We start from the raw sequence: 16316 nt of genomic DNA, 5'->3' as shown, positions 1-16316 counted from the left end.
TGTTTTTATAATATTATTGTAATTTTTGAACGCGATCCCACTGACTGATAATGTCCGTTACACGAACACCAAAGTTTTCTTCAATTACCACTACTTCACCCTTAGCTATCAGCTTATTGTTGACAAAAATATCAACCGGTTCCCCTGCCAGTTTATCCAACTCAATTATAGATCCCGCAGACATTTCTAAAATGTCTTTAATTTGCTTTTTGGTTCTCCCTAATTCCACGGTAACCTGGAGCGGGATATCTAACAGCAAGTTAAGGTTCCTATCATCCATCGCTGGTGTAGTACCAGGGATATGAAACGGACTAAATTGAGCATGCTGAACATTGGGTGGTTGCTGCACTCCTCCACTAGGGGAACTTAAGTAGTTCGGCATGGCATACATAGGCTGTTGTGGAGGCGGATACATCGGCTGCTGATATGGGTACCCCGGCACCTGTTGGTGATACATAGGTGGTGGAGGATAAGGGTGCTGCGGTGGCGGATACATCGGCTGAGAATGGCCTGGTGGCTGGTTCCCGTATGCATCCCCTGTTACTGGTCCCCCCTCCATGGGTTGTTGTGAACTCGGTGGTGTCTTCTCTACCTGGCTAACTACATTTGACTGTTGAGGTATCGATTCCTCCGCCTCAACACTGCCTCCACCGAGGAGTAAACTTACCATCTCTTTCGCAAAGGAGACAGGAAGCAGTTGCATAATATTTGAATCAATTAAATCACCAATTTTTAAGCGAAATGAAATTTTAATAAATACTTTCTCATCAGGGAATGAGCCTTTTTCTGCATCGTTCGAAAAATCTAGCAAGTCAATCCCAGGTGGAGAAATATCCACTCGTTTATTAAACAAGGTAGACATCGAAGTAGCTGCAGACCCCATCATTTGGTTCATCGCTTCTTGTACAGCACTAATATGAAGTTCAGTCAGCTCAATATCACGATTAGTTCCGTCTCCGCCCATCATCAGATCGGCAATGACCTTCGCATCATCCGAATGAATGACCAATAAATTAATACCCTTGAACCCCTCTGTATACTCCACATGCACCGCTACATGAGGGTGAGGGAACTCATAAGACAGCTTTCCCTGTTCTACGACACTAACTGTCGGTGTTGTAATATCTGTTTTTTTTCCTAACAAAGTAGACAGAGCCGTAGCTGAACTACCAAAACATATATTTCCAATTTCTCCTAAGGCATCTTGCTCCATAGGGGTTAAATACGTATCAATATTTAAATTTTCATTGTCGTTAAGTGATTGTTCGTCCAGATTGTTCTGACGAAGCAGGGCGTCGATTTCTTCTTGGGAGAGCATATCTCGATTATTCATTATCTTCCATCCCTTCGTCTAACACCTTGTCAATCTGTATAGCCAGTTTTCCCCCTTGCGTTCCAGGCCGCCCTTGAAATTTATACTTCGTGCCGATGCGAATATTCATTGCGTTATCTTTCTTCGTATTAAGTTGAATGATATCTCCACTCGCGAGGTTAATAAACTCGCCAACTGTAATCTGGGCTGTCCCTAATTCAGCAATAATCGGAATTTGTGCCTTTTTTACCCTTTCTTGCAGAGCTGTAATCTCTTTAGTATCCCTTGATTTCTTTTGCGATGATAACCAATAGTGGGCAGATAACTTAACCATTACGGGCTCTAACACGACATGAGGAAGACAAATATTAATTACGCCAGTTGTATCAGCTATCTTCGTACTAAAGGAAATAACAGCTACAGTCTCATTTGGTGAAACGATCTGCATAAATTGTGGGTTCGTTTCCGTTATGGTCAAGACAGGATCGATGGCTAGAGCATCCTTCCAAGCGTCTGCATAGATCTTTAAGGATTTTCTAAATACTCGCTCTAGAACCATGGTTTCAATTTCTGTTAAGCCGCTAAACTTATTCTGACTGCTTCCCTGCCCTCCCAGCAAGCGGTCCAAAATGGCATAACCCACATTCGGATTAACTTCTAATACCATCCGTCCATCCAAGGGATCGGCTTCAAAAACATTCAATATCGTCATCTTGGGGATGGATCGGATAAATTCATCGTAAGGAAGCTGGTCAACAGATGCTACTGTAAATCGGACGAGCGTCCTAAGCTGTGCTGAAAAATAAGTCGTCAATAACCTAGCATAGTTGTCATGAATGCGCGTTAACGTTCGAATTTGGTCTTTAGAGAAACGTAAAGCCCTTTTAAAATCGTAGAGTCTAACTTTTTTCTCTGTAAAGTCCTTTTTCATTTCGTCGGCATTCATTTCCCCAGATGACAACGCAGTAAGCAAGGCATCAATCTCATTCTGGGACAATACTTCCGATGACAGAACGCTCACCCCCTTTGTCTAACAGATAAAGCTTATTGAATGATCATTCTTGTAGTCGTAACCTCAGTCACTTGTCCTTCTTGCAGTAACTCATTAATGCTACTTCGAATTTGTTCCTCAACTTTTCTCAAGCCTTCTGGCCCTCTTATTTCCTCTTCAGTCATCCCTGCAAGGGTTTTTAGTATAATATGATCTACTTGAAATAAACGCTTCTCTAGCTCTTCTTTAGACTTCTTGTTATCTGCTTGAAGCTTCATTTTAAGCCGGACATAGCCACCGCCGTATAGGTTGGTTGTCATTTCTTCTGTTTCAACGCTGAGTTCTAGAATTTCATCGATGCTTAATGGCTCAACCTCTTCAACTCCTGCATTCGGCGGGTTTATGTATAGTTTATACACTGCGACGGCTGCAACACCCAACAATGTAATGGCAATCATAATGATTAAAGCAATATTAAAGAGCTTATTTTTAAACATGGGGACCCCCAGTGTCTCTGATGCCTATCAATTTAAGAACATGGATTTCCCGATAAAACTCCTTCATAGATAAAATAACATCTACTGCCTTTTCTTTAACTATGAACTTCTTTCCATTCGTTAAGCTGATAATGGTATCTGGAGTTTCTTCTACTGTCTCTATCAAAAAGGGATTTAGAAAGTAAGTACTATTATTTAATCTCGTAAGTTGAATCATGTTCCATAGCTCCTAGTAAAAGGATAGTGGAAAAGCTTTATTTTAAATAGGAGAAGAAAGGGAGATAGTGTAAGTCTCCCTTTCTAACCTTTACTTATTACCTTTTCAAGTTGACGATTTCTTCCATCATTGTGTCGGATGTAGTAATAATTCGCGAGTTTGCTTGAAATCCTCTTTGTGTGATAATCATATCCGTAAATTCTTCCGTCAGATCCACGTTAGACATTTCTAGCTGCCCTGATATTATTTGGGTTGTTGTTCCCTCAATGTCATCCAATGCAAGAATTTCAATTTCTTCGGGGTGTGCATTTAAGGTAACTTCGTAAAGTGATCCACCCACTTTATTAAGTCCTGCTGGGTTATTAACCATAACCACGCCGATCGTTGTAATCTCCGTAATTTCGCCATCTAAATTGGTACCAGAGATAACCCCATTTGTTCCAATAGAGAAGGATTGATATTCATCTGGCGGAATGTTAATAGGATCCCCATCAGAGTTTAGCACTAGAAAACCTTGCGGTGTTACTAAATTCCCCGTTGCATCCCGAGTAAAATCGCCGGCACGAGTTAATAAAACTGCTTCTTGGTCTGGATTAGGTTTTACGGCAAAGAAACCATCTCCATTAATGATTAGGTCTGTCGTAACATTGGTAGCAATGGGGCTCCCAGGAGTATGGATAACATTAATTGCAGCAACCTGTGTACCTAATCCTATCTGTCTTGGATTTCTTCCTCCACGAGCCTCTGCTTCCCCAGAAGTTGCAGCATTCACTGTCTGGCTCAACATATCCTGAAATGTGACCCTGCTCTTCTTAAACCCTACTGTATTTACATTGGCAATGTTATTACCTATAACATCCATCTTCGTTTGGAAACCTCTCATCCCTGAAACACCCGAATATAGTGAACGTATCATTGTGTTCTCCCCCTCATGGTCATGACTGCATCAGTCGGTCAGCAGTCTCAAAGCCCCCCGTAGGTCCAGCTTTGTCTAAATTAAGATGGTGCTGTCAATTTGTGTAAACACATGATCTTTTAGTGATTGATCATCTATTGCGGTAATTATTGTTCTATTCTTCGTACTTACAATAAACGCTGTGTCCTGCATAATGACTAATGTTTCTTTGCCACCTTTTTGGGAAGCCTTATCTACAGCTTGTTCTAGACGTTCAAGCTGATCTTGTGATAATTGAATTCCTCTGCTCTGCATTCTTGTGAGTGCATGATGGCTAAACTGTAATGGCTGAGCATCCTTTTGTGCGGTCTGAAGTACTTGAGCAAACGTTTTTTGTTCAGCACTTGAGCTTGGTTTGATTGTACGGCCAGCCGGCGGCATAATTGGAGGAAAAAAAGGTCGATTCACCTTCATCTTACGTTTAGTTCTCCTTTATACGGTATAATTAATGCCGGATTCTCCTTTGGTTTGTGGGAGGACTCGTAAGGGACCTATATCTTCTTCTAGGTCTATGTACTCTTTAGCCTTCTTACCCTTGAAAAAAAACTGTCGCTGATCCTGTTGTTGCTTCTGTTGTTGAAAAGGCATATACGATGTAGAGGAGGATTCAACCACTTCTATGTTATGCACCGAAATACCCTGGCTAAGAAGATTCTGTCTTAATTGAACTAGTTGTTCTTCCACGGCTTGTTTTGCCGTGAGAGATTCTACCACAAAACGTGCAGTGAGTTGTCCATTCTGTTCTTGAATCTTCACATCTAGTTTACCTAATGACTCTGGCTTCAGCTGTAATATCATCTCATGTACCTGCTGTCCATTCTTCAAGCTGAAAGTCCGGGAAAATACAGGCTCTAACTGTTTAGCAAGCCATTCAATTGGCACTTGCCGACCCTTGTCAATGTTGTCACCTCCAAATTCCTTAACAGAAGGTATTGAAGGTAAAGAGACAGCTGTCTGAACAGGTTCATTTAATTGTTTATTAAGTTGTGAACTAAAGGTCATATCTTCACTGTCAGTGAGTTTCTTGCCCATATCTACTATCTTCTTTCGGGATATCTCCGTTGCAAATTCCTTACTTAGCGTCACCAAGGGTATTAGCGCTTTATCTTGTAAAGGCGCCTTATCTTCCCCTTTTCTAAGTAAACCACCCGTCATCTTCATCCATTCAACCGAGAGCTGTTGGATTAACTTGGGTATCTCATGCGTTCTTGTACCAAATTCCAATTCACCCATTGAATAGCTCGCTTTTTTTACCGTATGAACTTCTTGCAAGAGTCTTTTCAGCACTTCATTAACTTTATTAAGGGTTGCTTCACTTAAGTCACCATCGCGTTCTATTGCATACTTCATATTCTGAAGTGCCTGCTCCCAACCACGAATCTCTGTCATCGAAGAGTCTTTCATGATTTGATGATCTTGTCTCGGATTCATCAACTCTATCAAACCAGATAGGCTGGCTAAGATTTCATCCATCCTCTTCATTACTTCCTCTTGAATGGGTTTATCAAACTTTGCTTCTTCGAGTTCAAGCAAGCCAGCAAACAATCCGTTTTCTTCTGTCTTTGCACCAGGAGTTAAGGATAGACCTTGATTGGGTGTAGGTTGAAGAAAGAGTTGTTCTGCCATAGACATCAATTTCATTTGTGTTCACCTCCCTCGCTTAGATCTTTAAGCTTAATTAAAATATAGAGCAAGATCTATCAAAATACAACAATCTTCCCTATTTAGACAAAAATATTGTCGCTTAAAATATCCCTTTAATCTTCGATTACCTTGGAAGTTAATCTCACTGCCAGCTCAGGGTTTTTCTCATTAAGGTTCTCTATGATTTGCCCTCTCTGTTGATTGGTCATCTTCGCGAGAATAGCCAACACCTTTTCTTCTTCCTGCTCCTGCATCTTTATAAGTATATCGGCAACAGAAGCCGGATTCATTACAGAAAACGACTTTACTATTTCCTCGATGTCTCTTCTCGTTTTTTCCACTTCTGATAGCGCTTTGGTTAGAGCCTGAATCCGTTGTTGAAGAGCTGCGATCTCATCGTTTTCGGAGAGCTCTATATCCTTTAGAAGGATAGTCAGCTCCGCTGCCTTTTGAGGATTCATTTTTGCAACGATCCCCGCACGTTCATTCGGCTTCATGGTTCCTAGAACTAAAACCGCTTCTTCAAGAGATAGATTCTCCATTATAGGCGCCGCTTTACTAGCCGACATAGTCGTATAAAGCTTAGCCAGCTCCTTCATTTTAGCTTGTCTTTCTTCATTTGAGACTCGCTTATCCTCAAGTTGTTTTTGAAGATTTACAATCTCATCCTTTAATTTCTTAACCTGGTCATCATTGGACTCGTACTCTTTTTTTATATCTTCAATTTCAGTCTGCTTTCTTTGAATCTCCTCGTTTAAAGCGGCAACCTCTTCCGTTAGCTGTGCTACCTGCAATTGATAGTCTGGTTGAGCAGAACCCTGCTCATCCTCGTTACCTGTACTTGGGTCTGGCAAATACTTCTCTACATATGGAATCTTATTTCCCACCGTTAAGACTTTATTTAAGATATCATAGCCTAGCAAATTTAGCAGGAGACCTGTCAAAACAGCGGTAAAAAGGAGAGGAAGAAAAATAATATAGAAAAACCACTCAAGCTTGCCATATTTTCGTTCTTCTACTGTTTCCTCCACTTCACGTTCCCCCCCGTCTGACAAAACGCTGTATCGCTAATTCATCCATTTCCTTTTGTTCTCTTTGCATCATTTCATCTTGGTATTCTTTATACGTTTTTTCCTTCCATTTCTCCCAAACTTGAAAATCTCTCATCTTCTCACTCAACTCTAGATGAAGACACTCTGTTTTCTTTTCCGCTTCATGGACTTTTTCATGTTTTTTGACTATGAGGTTCTCAAGGTGCTGTATATAGGAATGTATCTCTAGAAGCCGTTGAATCGGTGTCGCTTGCCTTTCGAGTTCTACCCGTTTTTCTTCCCATTGCTGCAAGCTCTGTGTTAATCCCTCAAGTTCTTGCATCTCTCGGTTAAGAAAACCTAAACTTTCGGAGTACTTGGTTTTAGAATCCTCTTTTTCTCTTTCCTTAAGATCCATCAGCTTTTGAAAGCGAAATGAATAGCCTACCACTCTGATCACCAACCGTCCCCAAAGTTTTCTTTCAAGGCTTGTGCTGCCTCTTCAAAGGTAGAAGGTTCGTGTGTTCCTTGCGCCGTAAATCCTCGGATAATGGGGCTGTACTTGATGGCTTGATCAATTTCTCGATTTGTTCCCATCTTATAAGCACCAATATTGATTAAGTCTTCGTTATCACGATAGATCGCCAACAATTTCTTCATTTGCAAAGCAGCGTTCTTATGAGCGGGATCCACAACCTCATTCATGACTCGACTCACACTAGCCATCACATCGATGGCTGGATAATGTCCGCTCTGGGCAACCTTTCGACTAAGAACAATATGTCCATCCAATATCCCTCGAACGGTATCAGCAATCGGTTCATTCATATCATCTCCGTCTACTAAGACGGTATAGAAAGCCGTTATACTCCCTCGGTTAGAAGTACCAGCTCGCTCAAGCAGCTTAGGCAGCAACGCGAATACAGAAGGCGGATACCCTCTCGTTGCTGGCGGCTCACCAATAGCTAATCCAAGCTCCCTCTGAGCCATAGCATAGCGGGTAACCGAATCCATCATGAGCATTACGTTTAAACCTTGGTCTCTAAAATATTCTGCTATAGCTGTTGTTACTAAGGCTCCTTTGATGCGGATGAGTGCGGGTTGATCCGATGTAGCCACAACAACCACAGACCTCTTAAGACCTTCTGGACCAAGGTCTTTTTCAATAAACTCAACCACTTCGCGACCCCGTTCGCCGATCAATCCAATCACATTTACATCGGCTTGAGTATTACGCGCAATCATCCCGAGTAAAGTACTCTTCCCTACTCCGCTCCCAGCAAATATCCCCACTCTCTGCCCCTGTCCTACAGTTAGTAGAGCGTCAATTGCCCTAACACCTACACTAAGAGGTCTGCTTATTCTCGGTCTCTGTAAAGGGTTAGGAGGTTGACTCTCAGCAGGATAATCCGTTAAACCGAACGGATGAGCTAAACCATCCATTCTCTGACCCAATCCATCTAGAACCTGTCCTAATAGTTCGTTTCCCACATGAACGAAAAAGGGCTTTCCCGTTGCTACAACTTCACAACCAGGCCCTATAGATTCAAGGCTCCCAAGCGGCATTAATAATACTTTGTTGTCTTTAAAACCAACTGCCTCAGCCATTACCGGTTGCCCTTTACCTTGAGGGAGGATATGACAAACCTCTCCTAATTTTACATTAGGTCCTTGAGACTCTACTGTGAGACCGATCACTTGTGTCACTTTTCCATTCAAACGTATCGGATCTAGATTAGACAAGCACTGCAGATAAGTTTGTAAATTAAGTTCAGCCATCTACATTCCTTCCTTTTGCTAGTGCCATAAGGGCTTTAGATATTTCTTCGAGCTGAGAATCTACCTTTGCATCAATAGATCCATATGCTGACCGAATCACACATCCACCTTCTTCGATCGAATAGTCAGGAAGAATGAGAAGTTCTGCTTGGCCACTTAACATTTTCTTAAGCTCTTGATACTTCCCCTCTAGAAAAGAATAACTTTCAGGCCCTATACAGATCGTTACCTTGTCAACTTCCTGTACTTTTTTTAAAGCTTCTTGTACGATGGCAAGAGATTTTTCTGGATGGAGAGATAGCTCTGCTTTTATGACCTTTCTAGCTATCGCCATAGACATAGTGATAATAAACGGTTCAGCCTCCTGAATCCATCTTTCCTTTGCCGTGTAGGACTGTTCTAATATCTGACGCGCCTGTTCAACCATAATCTGCTGTTCTTCCCATGCTGACTCATATCCTTGTGCATGACCTTGCGCAAACCCTTGACGATATCCATCATCCATCGCTTCCTTCTGCAAAGCCTCATCCGCCTGTCTACGCTGTGACCACCATTCATTCATCTCTTCTTCAACTTGTTGTCTCATCATTTCAGCATCCGTTAAGGCTTGCTGAACGATCTCCTCCGCTTCCCTACTCGCTTGAGCCAGTAATTCCTCGGCCTCCTGGCGAGCAGCCTGGATAGATTCATCTTCAGCCTCAGCCTGCTCGATTCCATCTGGTAGCTGGATTTCTCCAGAAGCGAAAGGTTGCTCATTAGTAATCAGAATTTCATCCTCAATTGCCAAATATTCACTCACTCGGATCACATTGGACTTCGGCCTCTCAGGTCCCACTTGACCATACTGGGGAGCTTTTATAATATTAGACAACGATTTCGTCGCCTCCTCCACGAGAGATAATGATTTCCCCTGCTTCTTCTAGGCGTCTAATAGTTGAAACAATTCGGGTCTGTGCTTCCTCAACATCCCTTAAGCGTACAGGACCCATAAATTCCATTTCTTCCTTAAAGGTCTGCACCATCCTCTTCGAGATATTTCTAAAGATGGCATCCTTCACTTCCTCACTTGCCACCTTCAATGCAAGCATCAAATCAGCATTCTCTACATCGCGAATAATTCGCTGAATGGACTTATCATCAATGGTTACTATATCTTCAAACACAAACATACGTTTCTTGATTTCTTCCGCCAATTCTGGATCTTGTATCTCAAGCGTATCGAGTATCGTTCTCTCCGTGCTGCGGTCAACATTATTTAGGATCGCAACAGCTGCTTCAATTCCTCCTGCTTTAGAGTAATCCTGAGTAATGGTTTGAGACAACTTCTGCTCAAGCACTTGTTCAACTTCACTAATAACTTCAGGAGAGGTGCTATCCATCAAAGCAATCCTCTTGGCTACATCTGCCTGCCTTTCATGGGGCAAAGCCGAAAGAATCGCAGAGGCTTGACCTGGTTCCAAAAAAGATAGAACGAGAGCTATTGTTTGGGAATGCTCATTCTGAATAAAGTTCAATATTTGTGAAGGATCAGCTTTGCGGGCAAAATCAAATGGCCGAACATGAAGATGGGAGGTCAAGCGATTGATAATATCCATTGCTTTCTGTTGTCCCAGTGCCCGCTCTAAAATATCCTTAGCGTAGCCAATTCCTCCCTGGGAGATATAATCTTGAGCGATAGCGATCTGATGGAACTCATCTACAACTTCTTCCTTCACCAGATTGTCCACTCTCCGGACATTCGCAATCTCTAAGGTTAAATCTTCAATCTCATCCTCACGTAAATGCTTAAAGACCTGTGCTGATATCTCTGGCCCCATAGATATTAGTAAAATGGCAGCCTTTTGCCTGCCACTCAACTCCCTGTTTGCCATGAATGCGTCACCCCTTAATCCTCTTGAAGCCATACTCTGAGTAAATTAGCAAATTCCTCTGGCCTTTGCTTTGCAAGCTTCTCTAGCTGTTTACGTGCCATTACTTCTTCAGTTTCTGTATATTCTAAATCAGGGATCTCTTTCTCCCCAGCCTCGTCCACTTGAAGAACAGCTGTATCTTCCTCTTTTCTCTTCCTCTTGCGGCGCATGATAAAATAGACAATTCCCCCGATCATGATCGCCCCTGCTAGTGCCGCTAACGCGTAATACAGCAGTGTATTATCCTCCATCTGCACAGGCTCAGGTTTACCTTGGAAAGGTTGGGCTACAACTTTAATGCGATCCGCGATGTAATTGTCGTCTACTTCTTTACTGATTGCTGAGCGAACCACATTTTTTAAAATTTCTTCAATCGCCTCTTTTGTCGTCTCTGCATCCGGTGAATCCGCAGGTAAATCGACTCCAACATTAATCGTTAAATCTTCTATGAAGTAAGGACTTCGCACAATATCGCGAGTAATCCGGTTCACCTCTCGATTTACACGTTCCTCTACTTCTTCCATTTCGCTTTTCCCTTGACCTTGAGCGCCTCCCGGATATTGGGGTACGTCCGTCTCGCCTGTACCGGGAACTCCCCCAACCTCAGCATTGGTTCCGCTGAAGGTCTTCTGGATCTTCTCTACCATGATGGCAATACCCTCTTGGTTTTCTTCGTCCACCGGTTCGAAGAGTCTTTGATCTTCTTTTACTTTGTCAAAATTTAGTCGTACTTTGGTATAAACATATACCTTGTCCATGCCGATAATAGTTCCAAGCATATTTAGCAAGTCCCTTTGGATATCTTCCTGGACGCGTCTTTCTATCGACCTTTGTTGTTCATACGCTGTCATTCCTATATCAGAGCCTTCTGCGTTCACATATTCCATCATGTTGCTATACTGATCAGTGATTACGATGTTTTCAATAGGGAGATTAGGTACTGTTTTAGATACAAAGTGATACAAAGTATTAATTTTTTTCTGGTCTAGTTTCATGCCAGGTTCCAATTGAAGAAGGATCGACGCTGTCGCTGTCCCCTCCTGGTTGCTAAGAAACAACTGTTCCTTCGGCAGTGTAATCATTACCCTGGAGTCGGTTACACCGCTAAATCCTTTAATAAGCTTTGCTAAATGATTCTGTAGCACGTCCCTTTCGGCTACATCGAATTGGCGCTCCGTAATGCCAAACCCCATATTTTCAAAAATATCAAGACTGATATTACTGCCTTTTGGCAGACCAGCTGCAGCAAGATCGACGGTTAATCCAGGAGCGTCTTTACGCGGCACAAGAATGTTTCGACCATCTTCTGAGAGCTTAAACTGTACACCTTTAGATTCTAACTCCGCCTTGACCTGTCCAACTTCTTCCACACTTAATGAATTCCTGAAGAGCGGAACGAATTCCGGCCTTGAAGCAAAGTAAACCCACAGTGAAAGGGATATAACAAGAAACAAAAAAGTCGCACCAGCGATCGCTTTTTGCTTCGTCGTATAGGAACCATATAATTCCGCAAACTTTCCCTTTAGTACTTGAAGTTGTTCATTCATGTTTCCACCCCAGGGCCTTCTTGAAATCTGTTTTTAAATTACTTTCACCAATCAGAAATTAATCCTCCACTCGGAGGACTAATTTTACTATTAGATACTCATTCTCATTATTTCTTGATAGGCTTCTACCGCTTTATTCCTTATCTGTATCGTTAAATCTACGGTAACCCCAGCTTGCTCTTTTAATATTAATGCCTTATGCAGCTCATTCACATTACCAGCAGCAATCTGCTTGGTAGCTTCGCTCGACATAACTCCTTGCTTATTAACCTCTTCTAGAGCTTGACTTAAGAAGGATGAAAAAGTCTGCAACGCTTCCCCAGACGTCTTACTAGAAGGCGCAGCAATCACTGTTGGCTGTACTTTTGAAGCAACTTGGTTAATTGCCATTTCTCATCTCCCTACCTTCCAATTTCAAGAGTCTTCATCATCAAAGTTTTTGTGGCATTAAAGACAGTTAAGTTAGCTTCGTATGCCTTGGTCGTTGCCATTAAGTCTACCATCTCTTTCATTGGATCTACATTAGGCAGTAGAACAAATCCTTCTTGATCCGCATCAGGATGTTCAGGCTGATAAACGCGTTTAAACGGGGTCTGGTCTTCTATAATCTTAGTAACTTTTACCCCCTGAGAAACTGAATTATTGCTGCTGTTCCCCATCGTTGCCTGTAAAACAGCATCAAAAGGAGTTGAATTTAATGGGGCAACCTGGACCATCTTCCTTCGAAAAGGTTCCCAAGTTCCATTGACATTCTTCCCTCTTGTCGTGTTCGCATTGGCTAGATTAGAAGAAATAATATCCATACGCAACCGATTCGCTGTTAAAGCCGAAGAACTAATATTCATACCCGAAAATATTTTCATTATTATTTACCCCCTGAGATGGCCTTCTTCAACCCGCTAAAGTGGCTGTTCGTCTGATCAATCAACGCATTGTACCATATTTGGTTCTTAACCATATTGGTCATCTCTGCATCCACATCGACGTTGTTCAGATGGTTCTGCATTATTCCTTGTTTTATAACGATCTTAGGTATGATAGAAGAGGTGGTTGAGCTGCCGCCAAAAGGAACGTGTGCGGGATTCGTTCTATAACCTTCAAAGGTAGGCTTAGAGGAATTTAGAGCTTTCTTGAGCTCTTCCTCAAAAGAAACCCCTTTACTCTTATAATGGGGTGTGTCTACATTGGCAATATTGTCGGCTATCACCTTCTGCCGCATAGCTGCTGCGTCCAATGCGCTGCCTAACATGACTAATTTACTGGAATTAAGCAAAACGGTTCCCCCTTACCCTTAACACCTTTCATTTAATATGTATTTATTCAACAGAATCTCTTATAATTCCTTCCTATTCGTCAAGGAAAACAAAAGTAACTCTTGGGAGTTTGTCGAAAAAATGGTAGTTTAGTACGATTGATAGGTAATTTTCCAAAGTGAAAAGCCCTATCCTTAAGATAGGGCTTTTCAGTGAGACAAACAATAAGTAAATTTATGAAGATTTTAATTTTGCCAACTCAGGCAAAAGCTTGTCATTAAGAACCTTGATATATGTCCCTTTCATTCCTAGTGAACGGGATTCAATAACTCCTGCACTTTCTAACTTACGAAGCGCGTTCACGATCACGGAGCGAGTAATTCCTACACGATCTGCAATCTTACTAGCTACAAGCAATCCTTCTTTACCGTCCAACTCTTCAAAGATATGCTCAACCGCTTCTAACTCACTATACGACAAGGATCCAACAGCCATCTGAACGACCGCTTTACTACGCGCTTCTTGTTCAATCTCTTCAGCACGCTCACGAAGAATCTCCATACCAACAACCGTAGCTCCAACCTCTGCAAGAATAAGATCATCATCTGTAAAACTTTCAGATACTCTAGCTAGAACTAGCGTTCCCAGTCGATCTCCCCCACCAATAACCGGTACTAGAGTAGTCAGGGACTCACTAAATACATCCTTCATCTCTACAGGGAATGCTGTATACGGACTCTCGATGTCAAGGTTAGCCGTTGTCTCTTCTACCTTTAAGAGTTGGTGGCTATAGTCACCAGGAAATCTTCTTTCTTGCAACATAGCAGCAATACGCTCATTATGAATCTCTTGCGCGATCGCATAACCTAGAATTTTACCTTTACGACTTAGGATAAAGGTGTTTGCTTCAATGACGGAGCTTAGCACCTCTGCCATTTCCATAAAGTTAACTGGGTGTCCCGCTGTTTTTTGCAATAAGCGATTAATTCTTCTAATCTTTGTTAGTAAATCCATTCCTTTTCCTCCTATAACATTACCTAGTTATTTACAGAATATATTGAGAGAGATCTTTGTTTTTCACTATCCCTTTTAACCGTTCTTGAACGTACTCCGGAGTAATAACGATCTTCTCTAAGGTGATATCCGGGGCATTAAAAGAAAGATCTTCAAGAAGTTTTTCTAAAATAGTGTGCAATCGTCTTGCTCCAATATTGTCTGTATTATCATTCACTTCTTTGGCCATATGGGCCAACTCTTTAATAGCTTCGTCAGAAAATTCGATTTTTATTCCTTCCGTTTCCAAAAGTGCAGAATATTGTTTAATAAGTGCATTTTTCGGTTCAGTAAGAATTCTTATGAAATCTTCTGCGCTTAGGCTGCCAAGCTCCACTCGGATCGGAAAACGGCCTTGCAACTCTGGAATTAGATCAGATGGCTTAGAAATATGGAAAGCACCTGCTGCGATAAACAGAATATAATCCGTTCTCACTACGCCATACTTGGTATTGACGGCTGACCCTTCAACAATAGGGAGGATGTCTCTTTGAACCCCTTCACGTGACACATCAGGAGTACCGTTAGCTCGGCCACCAGCAATCTTATCAATCTCATCGATAAAGATGATCCCATGTTGCTCCGCTCTATGGATAGATTCTTGATGCACCTCATCCATATCAATAAGTTTCTGTGCTTCCTCTTGCGTCAGGATCTTTCTCGCTTCTCTAACAGTGACCTTTCGCTTCTTCATCCTTTTAGGGATGAGATTGCCAAACATCTCCTGCATATTCATCCCCATCTGATCCATTCCTGCTCCATTAAACATATCAAACATCGAAGGAGCAGTATCCTCAACTTCAAGCTCAACCATATGATCTTCTAATTCACCCATAGCTAACTTATGGGCCATCTGTCTTCTCTTTTGAGCTATATCTTGATCTTCAGCTTGGTTCGTTGATTGATGAGCTTGCATCTGATTAGTAAAAAGCATCTCAAAGGGGTTCTTGAAGTTCTTATTATCTCTTGGTGTAGGAACCAAGTGCTGAACAAGCCTTTCTTCCGCTTGTCTTTCTGCCCGGTCTTGTACCCCTTCCATTTTTTCTGCTTTTACAATTCGGATCGATGTCTCAACCAGGTCGCGGACCATAGATTCTACATCTCTGCCCACGTATCCGACTTCGGTAAATTTGGTAGCTTCCACTTTAATAAACGGAGCACCTACCAATTTCGCTAATCGTCTAGCAATCTCTGTTTTTCCTACACCTGTAGGTCCAATCATGAGAATATTCTTAGGGGCTACTTCATCCCTTAGCTCCTCCGCTAACAAACTCCGACGAAATCGATTCCTCAGAGCGATCGCTACGGACTTCTTGGCTTCAGATTGGCCTACGATATATTTATCAAGCGACTCAACAATTTGTCTTGGTGTATAGTTATCGGCTTTCTTCATCCTACCCACCCCGCTATTCGAGTTCTTCCAATACAATGTTGTTATTGGTAAATACACAGATCTCCGCTGCAACAGTTAGTGACGCCTGTGCAATCTCCTTAGCAGTCATCGTTGTCCCAGCATATTGTGCTAGAGCACGCCCTGCAGACAATGCATAGTTTCCACCGGAACCAATCGCCAGTATGCCATCATCTGGTTCAATTATTTCCCCATTCCCGGATATCAGGAGCAAATGCTCTCTGTTCATGACAATCATCATCGCTTCAAGTCTACGCAGTATCTTATCCTGTCTCCATTCTTTCGCTAACTCCACTGCAGCCCGCTGAAGATTCCCATGGAACTCTTCTAACTTAGCTTCAAACTTCTCGAACAAGGTAATCGCATCAGCAACAGAACCAGCAAAACCTGCAATAACTTGTCCCCGGTACAGCCTCCGTACCTTCTTTGCTTTCTGCTTCATGACGACACTGTTCCCAAATGTTACTTGGCCGTCTCCCGCCATAGCTCCCTTGCCGTTATGATGGATAGCGAATATGGTTGTAGCATGAAATGTCATTTCCAACTTGTTAGCCCCTTTCTCCTCATACAGGGATGATTGGTGTTGGGTTCGTTTTTAGTCAAGGTGGTTCTCAAGTAGGATGTTGTAGATAACAACCCACAAGCTGAAGAATGGGAGCTGTTGACACAGCTCCCTTCAAGCTTAATAAATATTATCACATTATGCACATTATTGG

At 42.2% G+C, this 16316-nt stretch carries 19 protein-coding genes; all 19 read right to left on the bottom strand.

The genetic code is table 11. The features are described from left to right. Nucleotides 1-13: 13 nt before the first annotated feature. The 19 genes from fliY to hslV all read right to left on the bottom strand — a co-directional run bounded on the left by fliY (nt 14) and on the right by hslV (nt 16138). Entirely contained in the window at nt 14-1333 is a 1320-nt protein-coding gene (fliY, locus tag EIZ39_RS02635; protein WP_129197134.1) for a flagellar motor switch phosphatase FliY, read from the bottom strand. Continuing rightward, nucleotides 1326-2333 carry a flagellar motor switch protein FliM gene (gene fliM, locus EIZ39_RS02630; RefSeq protein ID WP_240675673.1) on the bottom strand — a complete coding sequence of 336 codons (1008 nt, stop codon included), beginning with the start codon at nt 2331-2333 and terminating at the stop codon, nt 1326-1328. Before fliM ends, fliY begins: the two co-directional genes overlap by 8 nt. A 23-nt stretch (nt 2334-2356) precedes the next feature. After that, a complete protein-coding gene (gene fliL, locus EIZ39_RS02625; RefSeq protein WP_129197132.1) occupies nt 2357-2800 on the bottom strand; it encodes a flagellar basal body-associated protein FliL in 444 nt (147 codons plus the stop codon). After that, the gene (locus tag EIZ39_RS02620; RefSeq protein WP_129197130.1) at nt 2793-3017 is read right to left on the bottom strand and encodes a flagellar FlbD family protein; all 225 of its coding nucleotides are present in this window, start codon (nt 3015-3017) and stop codon (nt 2793-2795) included. The genes fliL and EIZ39_RS02620 overlap by 8 nt, the downstream gene beginning before the upstream one ends. A 97-nt stretch (nt 3018-3114) precedes the next feature. Next, nucleotides 3115-3933: a flagellar hook-basal body complex protein gene (locus tag EIZ39_RS02615; protein ID WP_129197128.1), complete on the bottom strand. Its 819-nt coding sequence runs from the start codon at nt 3931-3933 to the stop codon at nt 3115-3117. Nucleotides 3934-4008: 75 nt separating this feature from the next. Beyond that, the gene (locus tag EIZ39_RS02610) at nt 4009-4386 is read right to left on the bottom strand and encodes a TIGR02530 family flagellar biosynthesis protein (RefSeq protein ID WP_129197126.1); all 378 of its coding nucleotides are present in this window, start codon (nt 4384-4386) and stop codon (nt 4009-4011) included. A gap of 18 nt (nt 4387-4404) precedes the next feature. Continuing rightward, nucleotides 4405-5613 (bottom strand): flagellar hook-length control protein FliK, encoded by a 1209-nt coding sequence (locus tag EIZ39_RS02605; RefSeq protein ID WP_129197124.1) that lies wholly within the window; start codon nt 5611-5613, stop codon nt 4405-4407. A 116-nt stretch (nt 5614-5729) separates the two neighbouring features. Next, complete coding sequence (locus tag EIZ39_RS02600) at nt 5730-6647, bottom strand: MotE family protein (protein ID WP_129197122.1); 918 nt, start codon at nt 6645-6647, stop codon at nt 5730-5732. Between the two features lies 1 nt (nt 6648). Continuing rightward, nucleotides 6649-7107 carry a flagellar export protein FliJ gene (fliJ, locus tag EIZ39_RS02595; RefSeq protein ID WP_129197120.1) on the bottom strand — a complete coding sequence of 153 codons (459 nt, stop codon included), beginning with the start codon at nt 7105-7107 and terminating at the stop codon, nt 6649-6651. Beyond that, the gene (gene fliI, locus EIZ39_RS02590) at nt 7104-8426 is read right to left on the bottom strand and encodes a flagellar protein export ATPase FliI (RefSeq protein WP_129197118.1); all 1323 of its coding nucleotides are present in this window, start codon (nt 8424-8426) and stop codon (nt 7104-7106) included. Before fliI ends, fliJ begins: the two co-directional genes overlap by 4 nt. Further along, nucleotides 8419-9297 (bottom strand): FliH/SctL family protein, encoded by an 879-nt coding sequence (locus EIZ39_RS02585; RefSeq protein WP_129197116.1) that lies wholly within the window; start codon nt 9295-9297, stop codon nt 8419-8421. Before EIZ39_RS02585 ends, fliI begins: the two co-directional genes overlap by 8 nt. Beyond that, nucleotides 9290-10297 carry a flagellar motor switch protein FliG gene (gene fliG, locus EIZ39_RS02580; RefSeq protein WP_129197114.1) on the bottom strand — a complete coding sequence of 336 codons (1008 nt, stop codon included), beginning with the start codon at nt 10295-10297 and terminating at the stop codon, nt 9290-9292. Before fliG ends, EIZ39_RS02585 begins: the two co-directional genes overlap by 8 nt. 14 nt (nt 10298-10311) lie before the next feature. Beyond that, on the bottom strand, nt 10312-11883 hold the full coding sequence (fliF, locus tag EIZ39_RS02575) for a flagellar basal-body MS-ring/collar protein FliF (RefSeq protein ID WP_129197112.1): 1572 nt from the start codon (nt 11881-11883) through the stop codon (nt 10312-10314). A 90-nt stretch (nt 11884-11973) separates the two neighbouring features. Then, entirely contained in the window at nt 11974-12273 is a 300-nt protein-coding gene (gene fliE / locus EIZ39_RS02570; protein WP_129197110.1) for a flagellar hook-basal body complex protein FliE, read from the bottom strand. An 11-nt stretch (nt 12274-12284) separates the two neighbouring features. After that, nucleotides 12285-12746, bottom strand: coding sequence for a flagellar basal body rod protein FlgC (gene flgC, locus EIZ39_RS02565; protein ID WP_129197108.1), 462 nt, complete (start codon nt 12744-12746; stop codon nt 12285-12287). A 2-nt stretch (nt 12747-12748) separates the two neighbouring features. Beyond that, nucleotides 12749-13156 (bottom strand): flagellar basal body rod protein FlgB, encoded by a 408-nt coding sequence (flgB, locus tag EIZ39_RS02560; RefSeq protein ID WP_240675672.1) that lies wholly within the window; start codon nt 13154-13156, stop codon nt 12749-12751. 214 nt (nt 13157-13370) lie between these two features. Further along, a complete protein-coding gene (gene codY, locus EIZ39_RS02555; protein WP_129197106.1) occupies nt 13371-14150 on the bottom strand; it encodes a GTP-sensing pleiotropic transcriptional regulator CodY in 780 nt (259 codons plus the stop codon). Between the two features lie 31 nt (nt 14151-14181). Then, nucleotides 14182-15582 (bottom strand): ATP-dependent protease ATPase subunit HslU, encoded by a 1401-nt coding sequence (gene hslU, locus EIZ39_RS02550; protein WP_129197104.1) that lies wholly within the window; start codon nt 15580-15582, stop codon nt 14182-14184. Nucleotides 15583-15595: 13 nt separating this feature from the next. Beyond that, nucleotides 15596-16138 (bottom strand): ATP-dependent protease subunit HslV, encoded by a 543-nt coding sequence (gene hslV, locus EIZ39_RS02545; RefSeq protein ID WP_205668509.1) that lies wholly within the window; start codon nt 16136-16138, stop codon nt 15596-15598. Between the last annotated feature and the right edge of the window lie 178 nt (nt 16139-16316).

It is taken from the genome of Ammoniphilus sp. CFH 90114, from assembly GCF_004123195.1.
GTDB lineage: Bacteria > Bacillota > Bacilli > Aneurinibacillales > RAOX-1 > YIM-78166.
The sequence above is the reverse complement of the archived record's forward strand: the minus strand, read 5'-3'. Positions and strand labels throughout refer to the sequence as shown.